This window comes from Cupriavidus sp. C3SS-1 (assembly GCF_057073755.1).
Genome location: NZ_CP172699.1, coordinates 1468476 through 1486734, shown reverse-complemented (window position 1 = coordinate 1486734; position 18259 = coordinate 1468476). Strand labels below are relative to the sequence as shown.

The 18259-nt window shown below is 65.0% G+C and carries 15 protein-coding genes; 7 read left to right on the top strand and 8 right to left on the bottom strand.

What is annotated here, in order from left to right; all coding sequences use genetic code 11:
• The first annotated feature begins 81 nt into the window (after nucleotides 1-81).
• A complete protein-coding gene (locus tag ACIGJC_RS06885; RefSeq protein WP_483711259.1) occupies nucleotides 82-1641 on the top strand; it encodes an amino acid permease in 1560 nt (519 codons plus the stop codon).
• A 4-nt stretch (nucleotides 1642-1645) separates the two neighbouring features.
• Here ACIGJC_RS06885 and ACIGJC_RS06880 read toward each other — a convergent pair whose 3' ends face one another.
• The 6 genes from ACIGJC_RS06880 to ACIGJC_RS06855 all read right to left on the bottom strand — a co-directional run bounded on the left by ACIGJC_RS06880 (nucleotide 1646) and on the right by ACIGJC_RS06855 (nucleotide 8593).
• A complete protein-coding gene (locus tag ACIGJC_RS06880; RefSeq protein WP_483711258.1) occupies nucleotides 1646-2359 on the bottom strand; it encodes an ABC transporter ATP-binding protein in 714 nt (237 codons plus the stop codon).
• On the bottom strand, nucleotides 2359-3132 hold the full coding sequence (locus ACIGJC_RS06875; protein WP_483711257.1) for an ABC transporter ATP-binding protein: 774 nt from the start codon (nucleotides 3130-3132) through the stop codon (nucleotides 2359-2361). The genes ACIGJC_RS06880 and ACIGJC_RS06875 overlap by 1 nt, the downstream gene beginning before the upstream one ends.
• Nucleotides 3129-4448 (bottom strand): branched-chain amino acid ABC transporter permease, encoded by a 1320-nt coding sequence (locus tag ACIGJC_RS06870; RefSeq protein WP_483711256.1) that lies wholly within the window; start codon nucleotides 4446-4448, stop codon nucleotides 3129-3131. The genes ACIGJC_RS06875 and ACIGJC_RS06870 overlap by 4 nt, the downstream gene beginning before the upstream one ends.
• A 3-nt stretch (nucleotides 4449-4451) precedes the next feature.
• Nucleotides 4452-5399 carry a branched-chain amino acid ABC transporter permease gene (locus ACIGJC_RS06865; protein WP_483711255.1) on the bottom strand — a complete coding sequence of 316 codons (948 nt, stop codon included), beginning with the start codon at nucleotides 5397-5399 and terminating at the stop codon, nucleotides 4452-4454.
• A 166-nt stretch (nucleotides 5400-5565) separates the two neighbouring features.
• Nucleotides 5566-6816 carry a branched-chain amino acid ABC transporter substrate-binding protein gene (locus ACIGJC_RS06860; RefSeq protein ID WP_483711254.1) on the bottom strand — a complete coding sequence of 417 codons (1251 nt, stop codon included), beginning with the start codon at nucleotides 6814-6816 and terminating at the stop codon, nucleotides 5566-5568.
• Between the two features lie 151 nt (nucleotides 6817-6967).
• Entirely contained in the window at nucleotides 6968-8593 is a 1626-nt protein-coding gene (locus ACIGJC_RS06855) for a 3-(methylthio)propionyl-CoA ligase (protein ID WP_483711253.1), read from the bottom strand.
• A gap of 381 nt (nucleotides 8594-8974) precedes the next feature.
• Here ACIGJC_RS06855 and ACIGJC_RS06850 point away from each other — a divergent pair, with 381 nt between their 5' ends.
• The 6 genes from ACIGJC_RS06850 to ACIGJC_RS06825 all read left to right on the top strand — a co-directional run bounded on the left by ACIGJC_RS06850 (nucleotide 8975) and on the right by ACIGJC_RS06825 (nucleotide 13202).
• A complete protein-coding gene (locus ACIGJC_RS06850) occupies nucleotides 8975-10537 on the top strand; it encodes a protein adenylyltransferase SelO (protein WP_483711252.1) in 1563 nt (520 codons plus the stop codon).
• A gap of 116 nt (nucleotides 10538-10653) precedes the next feature.
• Nucleotides 10654-11064 carry a peptide-methionine (R)-S-oxide reductase MsrB gene (msrB, locus tag ACIGJC_RS06845; protein WP_483711251.1) on the top strand — a complete coding sequence of 137 codons (411 nt, stop codon included), beginning with the start codon at nucleotides 10654-10656 and terminating at the stop codon, nucleotides 11062-11064.
• Nucleotides 11065-11140: 76 nt separating this feature from the next.
• Nucleotides 11141-11680, top strand: coding sequence for a septation protein A (locus tag ACIGJC_RS06840; protein ID WP_483711250.1), 540 nt, complete (start codon nucleotides 11141-11143; stop codon nucleotides 11678-11680).
• A gap of 66 nt (nucleotides 11681-11746) precedes the next feature.
• Nucleotides 11747-12061, top strand: a complete 315-nt coding sequence (locus tag ACIGJC_RS06835) for a BolA family protein (protein ID WP_483711249.1) — start codon at nucleotides 11747-11749, stop codon at nucleotides 12059-12061.
• Between the two features lie 4 nt (nucleotides 12062-12065).
• A complete protein-coding gene (locus ACIGJC_RS06830; RefSeq protein WP_483711248.1) occupies nucleotides 12066-12860 on the top strand; it encodes a peptidylprolyl isomerase in 795 nt (264 codons plus the stop codon).
• 51 nt (nucleotides 12861-12911) lie between these two features.
• Nucleotides 12912-13202, top strand: coding sequence for a hypothetical protein (locus tag ACIGJC_RS06825; protein WP_483711247.1), 291 nt, complete (start codon nucleotides 12912-12914; stop codon nucleotides 13200-13202).
• A gap of 85 nt (nucleotides 13203-13287) precedes the next feature.
• On the opposite strand, the gene purL is transcribed toward ACIGJC_RS06825, so the two are convergent.
• Together purL and ACIGJC_RS06815 are read right to left on the bottom strand one after the other, a co-directional pair.
• Nucleotides 13288-17334 (bottom strand): phosphoribosylformylglycinamidine synthase, encoded by a 4047-nt coding sequence (gene purL, locus ACIGJC_RS06820; RefSeq protein WP_483711246.1) that lies wholly within the window; start codon nucleotides 17332-17334, stop codon nucleotides 13288-13290.
• A gap of 203 nt (nucleotides 17335-17537) precedes the next feature.
• Nucleotides 17538-18143 carry a winged helix DNA-binding protein gene (locus tag ACIGJC_RS06815; RefSeq protein ID WP_483711245.1) on the bottom strand — a complete coding sequence of 202 codons (606 nt, stop codon included), beginning with the start codon at nucleotides 18141-18143 and terminating at the stop codon, nucleotides 17538-17540.
• Nucleotides 18144-18259: the final 116 nt, after the last annotated feature.

Below are 18259 nucleotides of genomic sequence, written 5' to 3'. Positions count from 1 at the left end.
ACAGGTTAGACTCCCGGCTTTTCATTTTTCGGCCCCGGATCTCCAGAAGAGGTCCGGGCAGGCGAAGTTCCAGCGACCCTGATGTCTTCCCACTCCCACCCTCATCCGCACCAGCACCCGGTCGTCGAGCATGACGATCTCCAGCGCAAGCTCAAGGCGCGCCATCTCACCATGATCGCCATCGGCGGCGCCGTGGGCACGGGGCTGTTCGTCGCCTCGGGTGCTTCCATCGCGCAGGCCGGCCCTGGTGGCGCGCTGCTGATGTATGCACTGCTCGGCTTCATGGTGTACTGCCTGATGACCAGCCTGGGCGAACTGGCCGTCCACATGCCGGTGGCCGGCTCCTTCGTCACCTACAGTGCGCTCTATGTCGACGAAGGCTTCGGTTTTGCGCTCGGCTGGAACTACTGGTTCAGCCTGGCCGTGACCATTGCAGTGGAGCTCACGGCGGCGCAGCTGGTGATGCAGTTCTGGTTTCCCGGCATGCCGGGCTTAGCCTGGAGTGCGGGCTTCCTGCTGCTGATGTTCGCGCTCAACGCGTTCTCGGTGCGCGGCTTCGGCGAGGCCGAGTACTGGTTCGCGCTGATCAAGGTGATCACGGTGATCGTGTTCCTGGGCGTGGGCCTGCTGATGATCTTCGGCATCATGAAGGGCGGGCCGCAATCGGGCTGGCACAACTTCACCCTCGGCGACGCGCCGTTCGTCGGCGGCATACCGGCCATGATCGGCGTGGCGATGATTGCGGGCTTCTCGTTCCAGGGCACCGAGACGGTCGGCGTGGCCGCCGGCGAGGCGGAGAACCCGGCCCAGACCATCCCGCGCGCGATCCGGCAGACCTTCTGGCGCATCCTGCTGTTCTATGTGATCGCGATCCTGATCATCGGCGTGCTGATTCCCTATACCGATCCGAACCTGCTGCGCAATGACGTGACCGACGTCGGCGTGAGTCCGTTCGCGCTGGTATTCCGCCACGCCGGGCTGGCCTTCGCCGCCGGCCTGATGAATGCCGTGGTGCTGACCGCGCTGCTGTCGGCCGGCACGTCGAGCATGTATGTCTCCACGCGCATTCTGTACGGCCTGGCCGTCAGCGGACGCGCGCCGCGCTGGCTCGGCAAGCTGACCGTGAACGGCGTGCCGTTCAATGCGCTGGTGGTCACCACGGCTATTGGCGCGCTGTGCTTCTTCAGCTCGCTGTTCGGCGACAAGGCGGTCTACCTGTGGCTGCTCAATACGTCGGCGATGACGGGCTTCTTCGCGTGGTTCGGCATCGCCCTCAGCCACTACCGCTTCCGCCGCGGGCTGGTCTGCCAGGGCTATGACGTCAATGCGCTGGCTTATCGCTCGCCGCTGTATCCGTTCGGCCCGCTCTTCGCAGGCGTGCTTTGCCTCGTGATCGTGGCCGGGCAGAACTATCAGGCCTTCGCGGACATTCCCAACCGCTGGCCCGAGATCATCGCCACCTATATCGGCGTGCCGGTGTTCCTGGCGCTGTGGCTCGGTTACCGTATCGTCAGGAAGACGCGGCTGATCGACTATGAGGATATGCCGTTCGAGCTGCCGAAGACGGCGAAAGTCGCGGCCAGGCAAGCTGCACAAGCGGGATATCCGGTCGCGTCCGGTGGTGAACCGGACGTGACCTGAGCCTCTACACCTCCAGCCACTCCTTGCGCACCTGCGCATTGGCCTTCAGTTCGGTCGGCGTGCCTTCGAACACGATGTGCCCATGGCCCATCACGTACACCCGCTGCGAGATATCGAGCGCGATGGCCAGCTTCTGTTCGATCAGCAGCACCGACACGCCCCGCTCCTTCAGCGTCTTGAGGTAGTCACCCACCAGCGTCACGATCATCGGCGCCAGGCCTTCGGTCGGCTCGTCGATCAGGATCAGGTCGGGATCGCCCATCAGCGTGCGGCACAGGGTCAGCATCTGCTGCTCGCCGCCTGACAGCACGCCCGCCGCGGTATTCTCGCGCTCCTTCAGGCGCGGGAACATCGCGAACATATCTTGGATAGACCAGCGTGGCTTTGCCTGGCGCGGATTGCGCTTCTCGCCGAGCAGCAGGTTCTGCCGCACTGTCAGCGTCGGGAAGATGTCGCGATTCTCCGGCACGTAGCCGATGCCGAGATGGGCGATCTCGAAGGTGCGGCGGCCCAGGATTTCCTCGTCGCGAAAACGCACCGAGCCCTCGGCTTTCACCATGCCGAGGATGGCCTTGGCCATGGTCGAGCGCCCCACGCCATTGCGCCCGAGCAGCGCAACGATCTCGCCTTCATCGATATGCGCGTCCACGCCGTGGAGGATATGGCTCTTGCCGTAGTAGGCGTGCAGCCCGGTAACGTCCAGCATGCGCTTTGCCATCAGTGCGCTCCTTCGGTGGCGCCTTCATCCAGCGTGGTACCCAGGTAAGCCTCCTTGACCTTGCGGTTGTTGCGGATGGCCTGCGGCGTATCGGTGGCGATCACCTCGCCGTAGACCAGCACCGAGATGCGGTCGGCCAGTCCGAACACCACGCTCATGTCATGCTCGACCATCACCAGCGTCTTGCCCGCGGTGACCTTGCGGATCAGCTCGACGGCATGGTCCGATTCCGAGCGGCTCATGCCGGCCGTGGGTTCATCGAGCAGGATCACGTCGGCGCCACCGGCGATGGTGATGCCGATTTCCAGCGCGCGCTGCTCCGCATAGGTCAGCAGCCCCGCCTGCGACTCGCGCCGGTGCTGCATGCCGATCAGCTCCAGCACTTCGTCGGCGCGCTCGCGCGCGTCGCGCAGCGCCGACAGGCGGTGCCAGAACGAGTACTTGTAGCCGAGCGACCAGAGCACCGCGCAGCGCAGGTTCTCGAACACCGACAGGCGGTGGAAGATATTGGTGATCTGGAAGCTGCGCGACAGCCCCATGCGGTTGATGGCGAACGGCTGCAGTCCGCCGATTTCCTGTCCGTTCAGCCGCACCGAGCCGGTAGTCGGCGCGAAGCGCCCGGAGATCAGGTTGAACGTGGTCGACTTGCCGGCGCCGTTGGGCCCGATCAGCGCGTGGCGCTCGCCCTTGGGAACGGACAGGTTCACGCCGCGGATGATCTCCGTCTGGCCGAATTTCTTGCGCACATCGGTCAGTTCCAGTGCCGCTGTCATGCCCTGCCTCCCGCGATTTCGCCTTGCACCTTGTCCCACGCGGCGCGCACGCGCGCTACCGCCATGCGCCATGCCAGCAGCCCGGCCACCCACAGCACGGCGGCGACCGCCCACGGTATCGGCGTGGCCGCATCGAAGCCGATGCCGAACAGCGACATGCCGGTCCCGTTGGCGCTGTCGACCTGGACCTTGTAGACCAGTTCGACGGTCAGGATCATGGCCGCCAGCAGCACCACGCCCGCTGCCGCTGCGCGGCCATAGGACGGCAGCATCTGCCTGAACTTGCCCTTCGCCAGCAGCGGCATCTGCATCAGCAGCAGGCTGGCAATGCCGCCCGGCACGAACATCACCATCAGCACGAAGAACAGGCCCAGGTACAGCAGCCACGCCTTGGTCAGGTCCGACAGCGCGACCGCGAACAGCATGAAGACCACCGCGCCGATGATCGGCCCGAAGAACACGCCGGCGCCGCCGATAAACGCCGCCAGCAGCACGCCGCCAGAGCGCACCGCGCTGACGTTCTCTGCCGAGACGATCTCGAAGTTGATGGCCGACAGCGCGCCCGAGATGCCCGCAAAGAACGCCGACAGGATCAGCACCAGATAGCGCACGCGCTGCGTGTTGTAGCCAATGAACTCGACGCGCTCGGGGTTGTCGCGCACCGCGTTGGCGATGCGGCCCAGCGGCGTCTGCGTCCACGCATACATCGCCACCATCGACACCAGGCACCACGCGGCAATCAGGTAGTACACCTGGCGCCCGGGACCGAAGGTGATGCCGAGGAACGGGTCGCCCACCACGCGGTTGGTCGAGATGCCGCCTTCGCCGCCGAAGAACTCGGGGAACATCAGCGAACTGGCGAACACCATCTCGCCGATGCCCATGGTGATCATGGCGAATGTGGTGCCCGACTTCTTCGTGGTCACGTAGCCGAACAGCACGCCGAAGAAGGCGCCGGCCACGCCGCCCACAAGGGGCAGCATCGACACTGGCAGCCACACCTTGCCCGCGCCGATCATATTGAGCACGTGCACGGCAATGAAGGCGCCCAGGCCCGAATACACCGCGTGCCCGAACGACAGCATGCCGGTCTGGCCCAGCAGCATGTTGTAGGACAGCGCGAAGATAATCATGATGCCCATCTGGGACATCAGCGTGATCGCAAACCCGCCGGTGAAGATCAGCGGCAGCACCAGCATCACCAGCACGGTCATGCCCCATATCAGCCAGCGCGCCAGGTTTAGCGGCTTGTAGTGCACGGTACGGCCGGTGATGACCGCTTCACGGCGTTGTTCCATCGTCGTTTCGACTCTCATGGCTCAGCTCTCCCGGGTTCCCATCAGGCCGCGCGGCCGGAAGATCAGCATCAGCACCAGCAGCAGGTAAGGCAGCACCGGCGCCACCTGCGCCACGGTGAGCTTCCACAGCGAATAGAACGGCGTGGCGTCGGTCACGGCCAGTCCGATGCTGCTGAAGAGCCCGGCCAGCGACGCATCGATGGTCACCGCAAAGGTCTGCAGCACGCCGATCAGGATCGACGCGATAAACGCCCCTACCAGCGACCCCATGCCGCCCACCACCGCCACGACGAAGACGATCGAGCCGACCGCCGCCGCCATCGATGGCTCGGTGACAAAGGCATTGCCGCCGATCACGCCGGCCAGCCCCGCCAGCGCGGCGCCGCCGCCGAACACCATCATGAACACGCGCGGCACGTTGTGGCCGAGCGCCTCGACCATCTCGGGGTGCGTCAGCGCGGCCTGGATCACCAGGCCAATGCGCGTGCGCGTGAGCACGAGATAGATCGCCACCAGCATGCCGAGCGACACCAGCATCATGAAGGCGCGGTATTTCGGGAATGACGAAGTGAAGACCGTAAACAGCGGTCCATCCAGCTCGGCCGGAATGCGATACGGCACGGCGGCCAGGCCCCACACGAGCTTGACGCCCTCCTCGATCAGGTAGGCCAGCCCGAACGTGAACAGCAGTTCGGCGACGTGTCCGTACTTGTGCACGGTGCGCAGGCCGAAGCGCTCCACCAGTGCGCCGGCTCCAGCCACCAGCAGCGGCGCCAGGATCAGCGCGGGCCAGAAGCCGACCTTGCTGGCCACGGTATAGGCGAAGTAGGCCCCGAGCATATAGAAGCTGGCGTGCGCGAAATTGAGCACGCCCATCATGCTGAAGATCAGGGTGAGGCCTGAAGAGAGCATGAACAGCAGCAGCCCGTAGCTGATGCCGTTCAGCAGTGAGATGACGAAGAATTCCACAACTTATCCTTCAATCAGGCTGCGCCGCGGCACAGCCATCCGGTTTCGACAAGGACGAGCGCCATCGAGCCGGATGCATCGCATCCCGGCGCTCCCCATTTTCGACCGAAAGTATGCAGGATCGGGCGGCCGGCTTTATGCTGCCGGCCGGCCCGCCGTGGGCGGATCAGCCCGGCCGCTTCATCTGGCAGGAAGTCGGCTGCGCCGCGACGTACTGGTCCATCAGCGCATTGGTCTTCCAGCCGTAGCCGGTGTTCTCCTGGTCGTACTTGACGTCCTTGCCGTTGACCTTGGTCCACGTGGCCACCACCAGCGACTGCTGGGCCTGGTGGTCGGATTTGCGCATCTCCACCTGCCCATTCATGCTGTCGACCTTGATGCCTTCCATGGCCTTGGCTACCTTGACCGGGTCGGTGGAGCCGCTGTCCTTGACGGCCCTGGCCAGCATGGCTACGCCGGTGTAGGCAGCCATCACGTAGAAGTCGTCGTTGTACTTCTTCTTGTAGCCCTCGATGATGTCGGCGCCCTTGAAGCCCTCGTTGTTCGGATTGTAGTAGCCGACGTACTTGACGTGCTCGGCGCCGGCGGAGCCCATTGCCGTCGGCACGCCGGTGGTGCCCGCGTAGTACGTGTAGTAGTTGGTGGTCAGCCCGGCGTCCTTGCCGGCCTTGATCAGCAGCGCCAGGTCGCTGCCCCAGTTGCCCGTGATCACGGTATCGGCGCCCGAGGCCTTGATCTTGGCCGCGTACGGCGCAAAGTCCTTGACCTGCGCGAGCGGGTGCAGGTCTTCGCCGACGATCTGGATATCCGGGCGCTTGCGCTTCAGGTAGTCCTTGGCCGCGCGCGCCACCTGGTGGCCGAACGAGTAGTTCTGGTTGATCAGGTAGACCTTCTTGACGTTGGGGTCCTTGGCCAGATAGGTGGTCAGGGCCTCCATCTTCATGTCGGAGTTGGCGTCGAGCCGGAAATGCCAGTAGTTGCACTTGCTGTTGGTCATGTCCGGGTCCACCGCGGCGTAGTTCAGGTAGACGATTTCCTTGCCCGGATTGCGCTCGTTGTGCTTGGCCACCGCATCTTCCAGCGCAAGGCCCACCGACGAGCCGTTGCCCTGCACGATATAGCGGATGCCCTGGTCGGCCACCTGTTTCAGGATAGTCAGGCTCTCCTGCGGCGACAGCTTGTTGTCGAAGCCGACCACCTCGAACTTGTGCGGGCCGCCCCATCCCTTCTGGTTGGCCACCTCGGCCACGTACTGCCAGCTCTTGAGCTGGTTCTGTCCAACGGGGGCCATCAGCCCCGAGAGCGGATCGATGAAGGCAATCTTCACCGTATCCGCGAGTGCCGTGCCCGAAACCAGCGCAGAACCCAGTGCCGCGAACGCGGCCACGCCGGCCACCAGCGGACGCATTTTGGTCATACCTGTCTCCTTCACTCTTGTCGTTGGCTTGTCATCGATCATCGATTGCGGCTTGCCGGGCGGGACTTCCAGCGCTCTGCACGCGCCCGCCGGTGCCCCGCCCGCGCCGTGCCGCAAGCGAGGCACGGCGTGGCGGATGCCCGTTTCCGCCTTACACTGCCGGCAGGCGGTAGTCCTTGAACTGGTCGCGCAGCTTGAGCTTCTGCATCTTGCCGGTGGCGGTCAGCGGGATCTCGCTGACAAAGGCCACGTCGTCGGGAATCCACCACTTGGCGACCTTGCCCTCGAAGAATTTCAGCAGTTCTTCCCTGGTGACTTCGGCGTTCGGCTTCTTGACCACGACGAGCAGCGGCCGCTCGTCCCACTTCGGGTGGTACACGGAAATGCAGGCGGCCATATGCACGGCCGGATGGGCCGCGGCCACGTTCTCGATATCGATGGACGAAATCCATTCGCCGCCGGACTTGATCACGTCCTTGCTTCGGTCAGTGATCTGCATGTAGCCGTCGGCATCGATGGTGGCCACGTCGCCGGTCGGGAACCAGCCGTCGACGAGCGGGTTCGCATCATTGCGGAAGTAGCGCTCGATGATCCACGGGCCGCGCACCAGCAGGTCGCCGAAGGCCTTGCCGTCCCACGGCAACTCCTTGCCGTCGCCATCGACGATCTTCATGTCCACCCCGAACAGGACGCGTCCCTGCTTCTCGAGGACCTTCTGGCACGCCTCCTCGGACAGCTCCTCGTGCTTGGCCAGCAGCTTGCAGGTGGTGCCAAGTGGCGACATCTCCGTCATGCCCCAGCCGTGGATGACTTCGACGTCCAGGGCCCGCAGCGCACGGATCATTGCCGGCGGCACCGCCGAGCCGCCGATCACGGTGCGGCGGAAGGTGGAGAACTTCAGGTTGTTGGCCTGCACATGCTGCAGCAGGCCCAGCCAAACCGTCGGCACGCCGGCGGAGAAGGTCACCTTTTCCTGCTCGAACAACTCATACAGCGAAGCCCCGTCGAGCTTGGCGCCTGGCAACACGAGCTTCGCACCGACCAGCGGCACCGAATACGGCAGGCCCCAGGCATTGACGTGGAACATGGGAACCACGGGCAGGATCACGTCGCGTGCCGAGCAGCCCAGTGCATCCGGCAACGCCGAAGCGTAGGAATGGAGGACCGTGGAGCGATGCGAGTACAAGGCGCCCTTCGGGTTGCCCGTCGTGCCCGACGTGTAGCACAGGCTCGACGCGAGGCTCTCGTCGAACAGCGGCCATTCGTAGTTGCCGTCCTGGGCGTCGACCAGTTCTTCATAGCAAAGAAGCGGAACCTTGGACTCGGCCGGCATATGGGCGCGATCGCTCATCAGCACCCAGCCCTTCACGTTCGGGCAATGCGGCGCAATACCTTCCACCAGCGGCAGGAAGGTCAGGTCGAAGAAGACATAGCCGTCTTCGGCGTGGTTGACAATATAGGCGACCTGCTCCGGAAACAGGCGCGGATTGATCGTGTGGCAGACGGCGCCCATGCCGGACACGCCGTAGTAGATCTCGAGGTGGCGATAGCCATTCCAGGCCAGGGTGCCAACTCGGTCGCCCTGCTTTACGCCGAGCGCACCGAGCGCCTGGGCCAGTTTGCGGGCGCGCAGCTCGCAGTCGCGATAGGTATAGCGATGCAGGTCGCCTTCGGTACGTCGCGAGACGATTTCGGTGCCGCCGTAGTAGCGTGCAGCGTGCTTGATGATCGAGGAAATGAGCAGCGGCGCGCTCATCATTTGACCCATCAATGCCATGAAACAGTCTCCTGAATTTTAGTAATTTTCTTCTGAAAACGAACAACCGTTCTATTTTTTGGCGATTGTTCCCACACCCTGGATCGACGTCAACGGGATTCCGTTGTGCACTGCCATATTCGAGGCCGCAAATGTGTGAGATTCATGCACCGGATTCATCGACGCAATCAATGGGAAGAAGATTGCGTTGGCAGGCAGCCTGGCGGGCCGGATCCGGATGTGGAAGTACAATACTGCGAGCCATGTTGCGCCTCAACATGTCGTTTTCCCTAGCACGCAAGCGCACTTCCGGGACAAACAGCATGCCGGCGCTGCACCGCCCACACGCGGCATTCGCTAGTCAATGCCTGAATCCCTTGCCGCGCGGTCCGCCCCCAGACAATGTCCGATACCCTGAATCCCCCTTCCGCCCGGCGCGATGCCGCCGGCAACAGCGCGACGTTCGAGGCGCCATTCCGAACGACGCCCGGCTTTGCCGAGCTTGGCGAGCGCTTTTTCACGCGCCTGCGCCCCACGCCACTGCCCTCGCCCTACCTCGTCAGCATCGCGCCGTCCGCCGCTGCGCTGCTCGGCATGCCCGCCGCAGCATCGGCGCAGCCCGGGTTCATTGAAGCGTTCGTAGGCAACAGCGTTCCCGAATGGGCAGACACCCTGGCCACGGTGTACTCGGGGCACCAGTTCGGCGTCTGGGCGGGGCAACTCGGCGATGGCCGTGCGATCCGCCTGGCGCAGGCGCAGACCGATGCCGGCCCGTGGGAAATCCAGCTCAAGGGGGCCGGACTCACGCCCTATTCGCGCATGGCGGATGGCCGCGCGGTGCTGCGCTCGTCGATCCGCGAGTACCTGTGTTCGGAGGCCATGGCGGCGCTCGGGGTGCCGACCACGCGCGCGCTGAGCATCATCGGTTCCGACGCGCCGGTGCGGCGCGAGACCATCGAGACCGCAGCCGTGGTGACGCGGCTTGCGCCCACGTTTATCCGCTTTGGTCACTTCGAGCACTTCGCCGCGCACGACGACGTTGCCGCGGTACGCCAGCTTGCCGATTTCGTCATCGACAATTTCATGCCGGGCTGCCGCGAGTCCGCCCAGCCTTACCAGGCACTGCTGCGCGAGGTCGCGCTGCGCACGGCCGACATGGTGGCGCACTGGCAGGCGATCGGCTTCTGCCATGGCGTGATGAACACCGACAATATGTCGATTCTCGGCCTGACCATCGACTACGGTCCCTTCGGTTTTCTCGACGCGTTCGATGCCAACCATATCTGCAACCACTCGGACACCCAGGGCCGCTACGCGTACAGCCAGCAGCCGCAGGTCGCGTTCTGGAACCTGCACTGCCTGGCGCAGGCGCTGCTGCCGTTGTGGCTGGAGCCGGACGCCGGCGACGCCGCGCGCGATGCCGCCGTGGCACTGGCGCGCGAGGCACTCGATCCGTTCCGCGATCGCTACGCCAGCGCGTTCTTCCGCCACTACCGCGCCAAGCTCGGGCTGAGCATGCCCGCCGGCGGCGACAAGGAAGACGAGCCGCTGCTGACCAGCCTGTTCCAGCTTTTGCACCAGCAGCACGTGGACTACACCTTGTTCTGGCGCAACCTGGCCCATATCTCATCCATGGATGGCGCCAGCGACGCGCCGGTGCGCGACTTGTTCCCTGACCGTGCCGCCTGGGACGCATGGGCAGAAGACTACCGGGCCAGGCTGCGGGCCGAACAGTCGAACGACACCGCCCGGCGGGCCGCGATGCTGGCGGTCAATCCCAAGTACGTGCTGCGCAACCATCTTGCCGAAACCGCCATCCGCCACGCGCGGGCAAAGGACTTCAGCGAGGTGGACAAGCTGCTTGCGGTGCTGTCGCGTCCCTTCGACGAACAACCGGAATCGGAGGCCTACGCGGCGCTGCCGCCGGACTGGGCGTCTGGCCTGGAAGTGAGCTGCTCGTCGTGAACTCGGCCGGACGCCCGCCGGCACGCCGGTCCGGGCTGGTGTAAGGTTCCGACCACGGCCGCGACCAATGCGTGAGGCCGGCATGGCACGCCAGCCCCCTACCGAAAGGATCCAGCATGACCACAAGCAAGACCGACGCCGAATGGCGCGAGCAACTCTCCGACATCGAATACCGCGTGGCGCGCGAGTCCGCCACCGAACGCCCGTTCACGGGCCGCTACTGGGACCACTGGGACAACGGCATCTACAAGTGCGTAGGCTGCGGCACCCCGTTGTTCGAATCGGCCACCAAGTTCGACGCGGGCTGCGGCTGGCCCAGCTACTTCCGGCCCATCAACGGCGAGGTGATCGCCGAACACGCCGACCACACGCATGGCATGGTGCGCGTCGAGGTCCGCTGCAAGGAATGCGGCAGCCATCTCGGCCACGTATTCGAAGATGGGCCGGCGCCGACCGGACTTCGCTATTGCATCAACTCGGCTGCGTTAAAATTCGACGATCGCGACCCGGCTGAGCGCGACGGCTGACGCACACGCGCCCGGCCGTGCAGCCGGCCTGCGGGCCGGCTGCACGGCCGGGCCCGCCAACCCAGGCTATTCCTGCATGAAATTCCTTTTCGACCTGTTTCCGGTCATCCTTTTCTTTGCCGCCTTCAAGCTGGCCGGCATCTACACCGCCACGGCCGTGGCCATCGGCGCCACCGTGCTGCAGATCGGCTGGGTATGGCTGCGCCACCGCAAGGTCGAGCCGATGCAGTGGGTGAGCCTGCTGATCATTGGCGTGTTCGGCGGCGCCACCCTGGTCCTGCACAACGAGACCTTCATCAAGTGGAAGCCGACCGTGCTGTACTGGATGTTCGCCGTGGCGCTGATCGGCTCGGTGATCGGCTGGCGCAAGAACCTGATCCGCGCCATGATGGAAAAGCAGGTCACGCTGCCCGACCCGGTCTGGGGCCGCCTCAATGCGGCCTGGGCGACGTTCTTCGCCGCCATGGGGCTGCTGAACCTGTATGTGGCCTTCCAGTTCTCCACGGACGTCTGGGTGAACTTCAAGCTGTTTGGCAGCATGGGCCTGATGCTCGTCTTCATCATCGCCCAAAGTGTCTGGCTGTCACGCCACATGCAGGAAAACACGCCGGACTGAACGCCGGCGCCACATTTGCGAGGCCGGGGCTTCCGGACCTCGCTCCAAGATCCCCGAGGAACACACATGGCAGCTGATCCCGCCACTATCGAGGCGATGCTGCGCGAAGCGCTCGCCCCCAGCCATCTGGTCGTGCGCGACGACAGCGCGTTGCATGCCGGCCACGCCGGCGCGGCATCGGGCGGTGGCCACTATGACGTGACCATCGTCAGCGAGCGCTTTACGGGGCACTCCCGCGTGGCGCGGCACCGCATGGTGTATGATGCGCTGCGCGGTCTGTTCCCCACGCAGATCCACGCTTTGGCCGTGACCGCGTTCACCGATCAAGAATTTCAATCCCGCGAAACTTCACGCGGTTCTTCCAGCAACTCTCAGACCTGATTCCATGAAGACCACCGTCCTCTCGTTCAGCCTGGCGGCTGTGCTCGCTGCCGGCAGCCTGCCCGCAGCCGCCCAGAATGCCGCTGTCGTGAATGGCAAGGCCATTCCCTCGGCCAAGCTGGACAAGCTGATCGCCGGCACCGGCCAGCCCGAAAACCCGGAGTTGCGGGACCGCGCGCGCAGCATGCTGATCGACCGCGAACTGCTGGTGCAGGAAGCCAACAAGCGCGGCCTGACGCAGCGTGACGACGTGCAGGAGCAGCTGGAACAAGCCCGCCTGAACGTGCTGGCCGGCGCGGTGTTCGAAGACTACGTGAAGACCCACGGCGCCAGCGACGCCGAACTGCGCAAGCAGTACGACAAGATCAAGTCCCAGTTCGGCAACGGCAAGGAATACCACGTGCGTCACATCCTCGTGGAAAAGGAAGCCGACGCCAAGGCCATCATCGCCAAGATCAAGGCCGGCGCCAAGTTCGAGGACATGGCCAAGGCCTCGTCCAAGGACCCGGGCTCGGCGGCGAACGGCGGCGACCTGGACTGGGCCAACAGCAGCAGCTACGTGCCGGAATTTTCGGCGGCCATGACGGGTCTGAAGAAGGGCCAGATGACCGATACGCCGGTCAAGACCCAGTTCGGCTGGCACATCATCGAACTGGTCGACACCCGCGACGCCAAGATCCCGAGCTACGAAGAGGTCAAGCCCCAGCTGATGCAGATGATGATGGGCGACCAGAACTGGCAGCGCGAGCAGTTCCAGGCCATGATGAAGGCCCTCAAGGAAAAGGCCAAGATCCAGTAACGTTGCAGGCCGGAGCCCCCGCCCGCCTGCAGACTAGAAGGAAGCAGCAGCGTGGAGCCTCGAGCCGGCTACTGGCAACTCTGGCATCTCTCTTCCCGGGGCATGTGCTATTGCGCGCTTGCCTCGGCCTCGCTTGACGGCGCCGCCCCCGGGTGGCGCACGCTCCATCAGCACCTGCCGTTGCGGGACCGCTATGCGCCGGAGAAGATCCTCCGCGCGGTGGTCGCCTACAAGGAATCGCGCGGCGAAATCATCCCCCTCCAGGATTGCGACCCGCACCGGCTGCTTCACTTCGCCTATGCGTCGTGGAGTTCGCGGTTGCTGGCGCCGCTGCAAGAGTAAGGGGCTCGTGATGCCATGCTTTGCATGACACCACGAGCCCCTTAACCCATCTCAGGCAGCATACGCTGCCCGACTCGGCCCTGAATTACCCCACCCACTTGCGCGCATTGCGGAACATGCGCATCCACGGGCTGGCGCCGTCGGCGACCTGCTTCCAGGCATCGGGCGCCCAGCTCATGGTCGCGGCACGGAACACGCGTTCCGGGTGCGGCATCAGCACGGTAAAGCGCCCATCGGTCGTTGTCACCGACGTGATGCCATCGGGCGAGCCATTCGGATTCAACGGATAGGTCTGCGTCACCGCACCGTGGTTGTCGACAAAGCGCAGTGCCACATTGGCCTTTCCGATCTCGCCTTGTTGCGAGAAATCTGCAAACCCTTCGCCGTGCGCGACGACGATCGGAATGCGGCTGCCTTCCATGCCGGCGAAGAAGATCGACGGCGACTGCTGCACTTCCACCGTGACGTAGCGCGCCTCGTACTGCTCCGATTGGTTGCGCGTGAACTTCGGCCAGGCCCCGGCACCGGGGATGATCGGGGCCAGGTTGCTCATCATCTGGCAACCATTGCACACGCCCAGCGCGAAGGTGTCCTGGCGGTTGAAGAAGGCCGCGAACTGCTCGGCCATCTGCGCGTTGAACAGGATGGTCTTGGCCCAGCCTTCGCCCGCGCCCAGCACGTCGCCGTAGCTGAAGCCGCCGCACGCGACAAAGCCCTTGAAATCAGCCAGGTTTGCACGGCCCGCGATCAGGTCGCTCATATGCACGTCGTGCGTATCGAAGCCCGCGCGGTCCATGCTGTAGGCCATCTCGATCTGCGAGTTGACGCCCTGCTCGCGCAGGATCGCCACGCGCGGACGGGCACCGGTCGCGACGAACGGCGCGGCGATGTCCTCGGCCGGATTGAAGGTCAGCACCGGGCTGATGCCGGGGTCGGCGGCGTCCAGCAGGCGGTCGTATTCGCTGTCGGCGCAGACCGGGTTGTCGCGCAGGCGCGCAATGCGCCAGCTGACCTCGCTCCAGTTGCGCTGCAGGTCGGTGCGCGAGGCGCCGAACACCTTCTTGGCATCGCGATAGATCTCGATCTGGTCGGTTGCGTTGGGCTTGCCGACCACATGGCTGCATGCCGACAGCCCAGCTTCGCGCAGCACCGCGAACACGGCATCGCGTTCCTGCAGGCGCACCTGCACTACTGCGCCCAGTTCCTCAGAGAACAGCGCGCGCAGGGTCTGGTCGTTGCGGCGCTCGGCGATCTGCTGAGCCCAGTTCTTGGCGTCGCCATAGTCCTGTTCCTGCTGCGGGTCGAGCGCCAGCATGTCTACGTTCAGCGAGATCCCGCAGTGGCCGGCAAACGCCATTTCCGCCAGCGTGGCGATAAAGCCGCCGTCGGAGCGGTCGTGGTACGCCAGCAGCTTGCCTTCGCCGTTCAGGCGCTGGATCACGTTGAAGAAGTTCTTCAGGTCTTCGGCGCTGTCCACGTCGGGAGCGCTGTCGCCGACCTGCTGCGTGACCTGCGCCAGGATGCTGCCGCCCATGCGGTTCTTGCCGCGGCCCAGGTCGATGCCGATCAGCACCGTGTCGCCCGCGTCGGTGCGCAGTTGCGGCGTCAGCGTGCGGTTCACGTCGTCCACCGCGGCGAACGCCGAGATGATCAGCGAGACGGGCGCCACCACTTCCTTGGCCACGCCATCGTCCTGCCACTTGGTGCGCATCGACAGCGAATCCTTGCCCACCGGGATGCTGATGCCGAGTGCCGGGCACAGCTCCATGCCCACGGCATGCACGGTGTCGTACAGCTTCGCGTCTTCGCCTTCCACGCCGCAAGCGGCCATCCAGTTGGCGGACAGCTTGACTTTGCCCAGGTCCTTGACCGGTGCCGCCGCCAGGTTGGTCAGCGCTTCGCCGATCGCCATGCGGCCCGAGGCCGGGGCGTTGATCACGGCCAGCGGCGTGCGCTCGCCCATGGTCATCGCCTCGCCGGCATTGCCCTTGTAGTCGAGCGTGGTCACGGCCACGTCGGCCACCGGCACCTGCCACGGGCCGACCATCTGGTCGCGCGCGTTCATGCCGCCCACGGTACGGTCGCCGATGCTGATCAGGAACGACTTGTTGGCCACGGTCGGGTGGCGCAGCACGTCGCGCACCGCTTGTTCCAGCGAGATGCCGGTGACGTCCACCGCCGGCAGCGACTGCTCGACGCGCGTCACGTCGCGGTGCATGCGCGGCGGCTTGCCCAGCAGCACGTCCATCGGCATGTCGACCGTGAAGTGCTCCTTGAGCGCGGCGTCGACATGCGAATCGACCAGCTGCAACTGCTTTTCCTCGGTGGCTACGCCCACCACGGCGAACGGCGAACGCTCGCGCTCGCACATGGCCTGGAACTGGGGGAAACTGTCCGGCGCGATGGCCAGCACATAGCGCTCCTGCGATTCATTGCACCAGATTTCGGCGGGCGAAAGGCCGGACTCTTCCAGGTGCACCTTGCGCAGGTCGAAGCGCGCACCGCGGCCGGCACCGTCCACCACTTCGGGGAACGCATTCGAAATGCCGCCCGCGCCGACGTCGTGGATCGACAGGATCGGGTTCTGGTCGCCAAGCTGCCAGCAGGCGTTGATCACTTCCTGCGCACGGCGCTCCATTTCGGGGTTGCCGCGCTGGACTGAATCGAAATCCAGGTCGGCGGTGTTGGTGCCGGTCGCCATCGAGCTGGCGGCGCCGCCGCCCATGCCGATGCGCATGCCCGGGCCGCCCAGCTGGATCAGCAGCGTGCCGGCCGGCAGGTCGTTCTTGTGCGTGTGGCTGGCGTCGATATTGCCGATGCCGCCCGCGATCATGATGGGCTTGTGGTAGCCGCGCACGGTGCCGCCCACGTTCTGCTCGTAGACGCGGAAGTAGCCGCCCAGGTTGGCGCGGCCGAATTCGTTGTTGAACGCGGCGCCGCCGAGCGGGCCCTCGATCATGATCTGCAGCGGCGAGGCGATGCGGTCCGGCTTGCCCGTCACGCCGGCTTTGTCGTCGGGATTGCGGTGCGCCACTGGCTGGGCAGCGTCGCGGTCGTTTTCCCACGACTCGACGGCCTCGGGCAGCATCAGGTTCGACACGGTAAAGCCGGTCAGGCCAGCCTTGGGCTTGGCGCCGCGGCCGGTCGCGCCCTCGTCGCGGATTTCACCGCCGGCGCCCGTGGAGGCACCCGGGAACGGCGAGATCGCGGTCGGGTGGTTATGCGTCTCGACCTTCATCAGCGTATGGGTCAGCGCCTCGTGGCGGCCATACTTGTGAGCATCGCCGCGCGGGAACCAGCGCTCGGCCACGCCGCCTTCCATCACGGCGGAGTTGTCCGAATAGGCCACGATCGAGCCCTGCGGATTGAGCTGGTGCGTGTTGCGGATCATCGCGAACAGCGACTTGTCCTGCTGCACGCCGTCGATGGTCCAGGTGGCGTTGAAGATCTTGTGGCGGCAGTGCTCGCTGTTGGCCTGCGCGAACATCATCAGCTCGACGTCGGTCGGGTTGCGCTCCAGCTTCGCGTAGGCGTCGATCAGGTAATCGATCTCGTCTTCCGACAGGGCCAGGCCCATGGCCACGTTGGCCTCGGCCAGCGCGCTGCGGCCTGCTGCAATGTCGATGAAGCGCAGCGGCTTGGCCGGCAGCTCCTGGAACAGTCCGGCGGCGTCCTCACGCGAGGCAATCACCGTTTCGGTCATGCGGTCGAACAGGTGCGCGGCCACGGCGGCGCGCGTGTCGGCATCCAGCGTCTTGCGCCCGCGCAGCAGGCCCTTCTTGCAGATCACGGTGATCTCGATGCCGCGCTCGATGCGGTGCACATGCGTCAGGCCGCAGTTGTGCGCGATGTCGGTGGCCTTGCTGGCCCACGGCGAAATCGTGCCGAAACGCGGAATCACGACGAAGCGGTCGCCCTCCGGCTGCTCCGCGAACGGCGCGCCGTAGGTCAGCAGCGCGGCAATGCGGCTCTGGTCTTCCGTGGACAGCGGAGTGTCCGAGTCAACGAAATGGAGGAACTGGCCGTGCACCGATTCGATATCGGTGTCGATCTGCCGCAGGGCGGTGAGCAGGCGTTGCTGGCGGAAGGCGGAAAGCGCCAAAGCGCCGGGGAAGCATGAAAAATGCGCCATGATCGTAGCGGTCGGGAGGCGAAGGAGGAGATAGGGGCTGCTGCATGCCGGCACCGCTGTATGGGATGCCGGCCGGCGGGAAACCGGTATTGTACCTTGCCGGCACCCGGATTTTGCACTGCGCCATCACGGGCGCCCCGTGTTACGCCTTGCCGTGATAATGCCTATGCATCACTTTTTCCAAGTCACCAGCCTTCCAGGCCTTAAAGTGACGTTGCGGAGCGCGCCGCCTGCTCGTATAGCCCGGTCAGCACGCGCATCAACCGTGCGAGTTCGCCGATCTCGGCGTTTTCCTCGCTGCCTGCGGTGAAGTTGCTGGTCAGGCATTGCTCGCGGATTTCGCGGTAGCGCGCGCAGGCTTCGGCGCCCTCCGGCGTGGTCGAATAGGTGGCCTCTTTGCCGACTCTTTCGCCCGTCACCAGCCCCAGGCCCTGAAGCTTCTTCAGCGCGTAGGTCACCAGGTGGGTGTCTTCCACGTTCAGCACGAAGCAGACGTCGGCCAGGCGCTTGGCCCGGCCGCGGTGGTTGACATGGTGCAGCACCAGCACGTCCAGGAAGGTCAGGTCGCGCACGCCGGCCGCGCCCATGCAGCGCACCACCCAGCGGCTGTAAGCGTTGTACGCGGTGTTCAGGCCGAACTCGAACTCGGACAACTCCGGGCTGCGCGCCGACACGAGATGCGACGACGATACGATGTTGGTGCCCGCCGCGCGCGACAGCGAGGTAGCGGACTTGACGGGGACGTCGTCCGGCGCGTGGATGAGGTCCGCTTCGGCGGCCGAACCGGGCGCGGCGGGCTTGCGTGCCATGGGGAATGCTCCTTGCAACGTTGCACGGGAGCCGCCGGGCGATGCCCACCGTGACGTCCCCGCTAATTTTGGCTTGACAGTTTATCGGCAAATTATGAGCATGAATGCCTGACAAG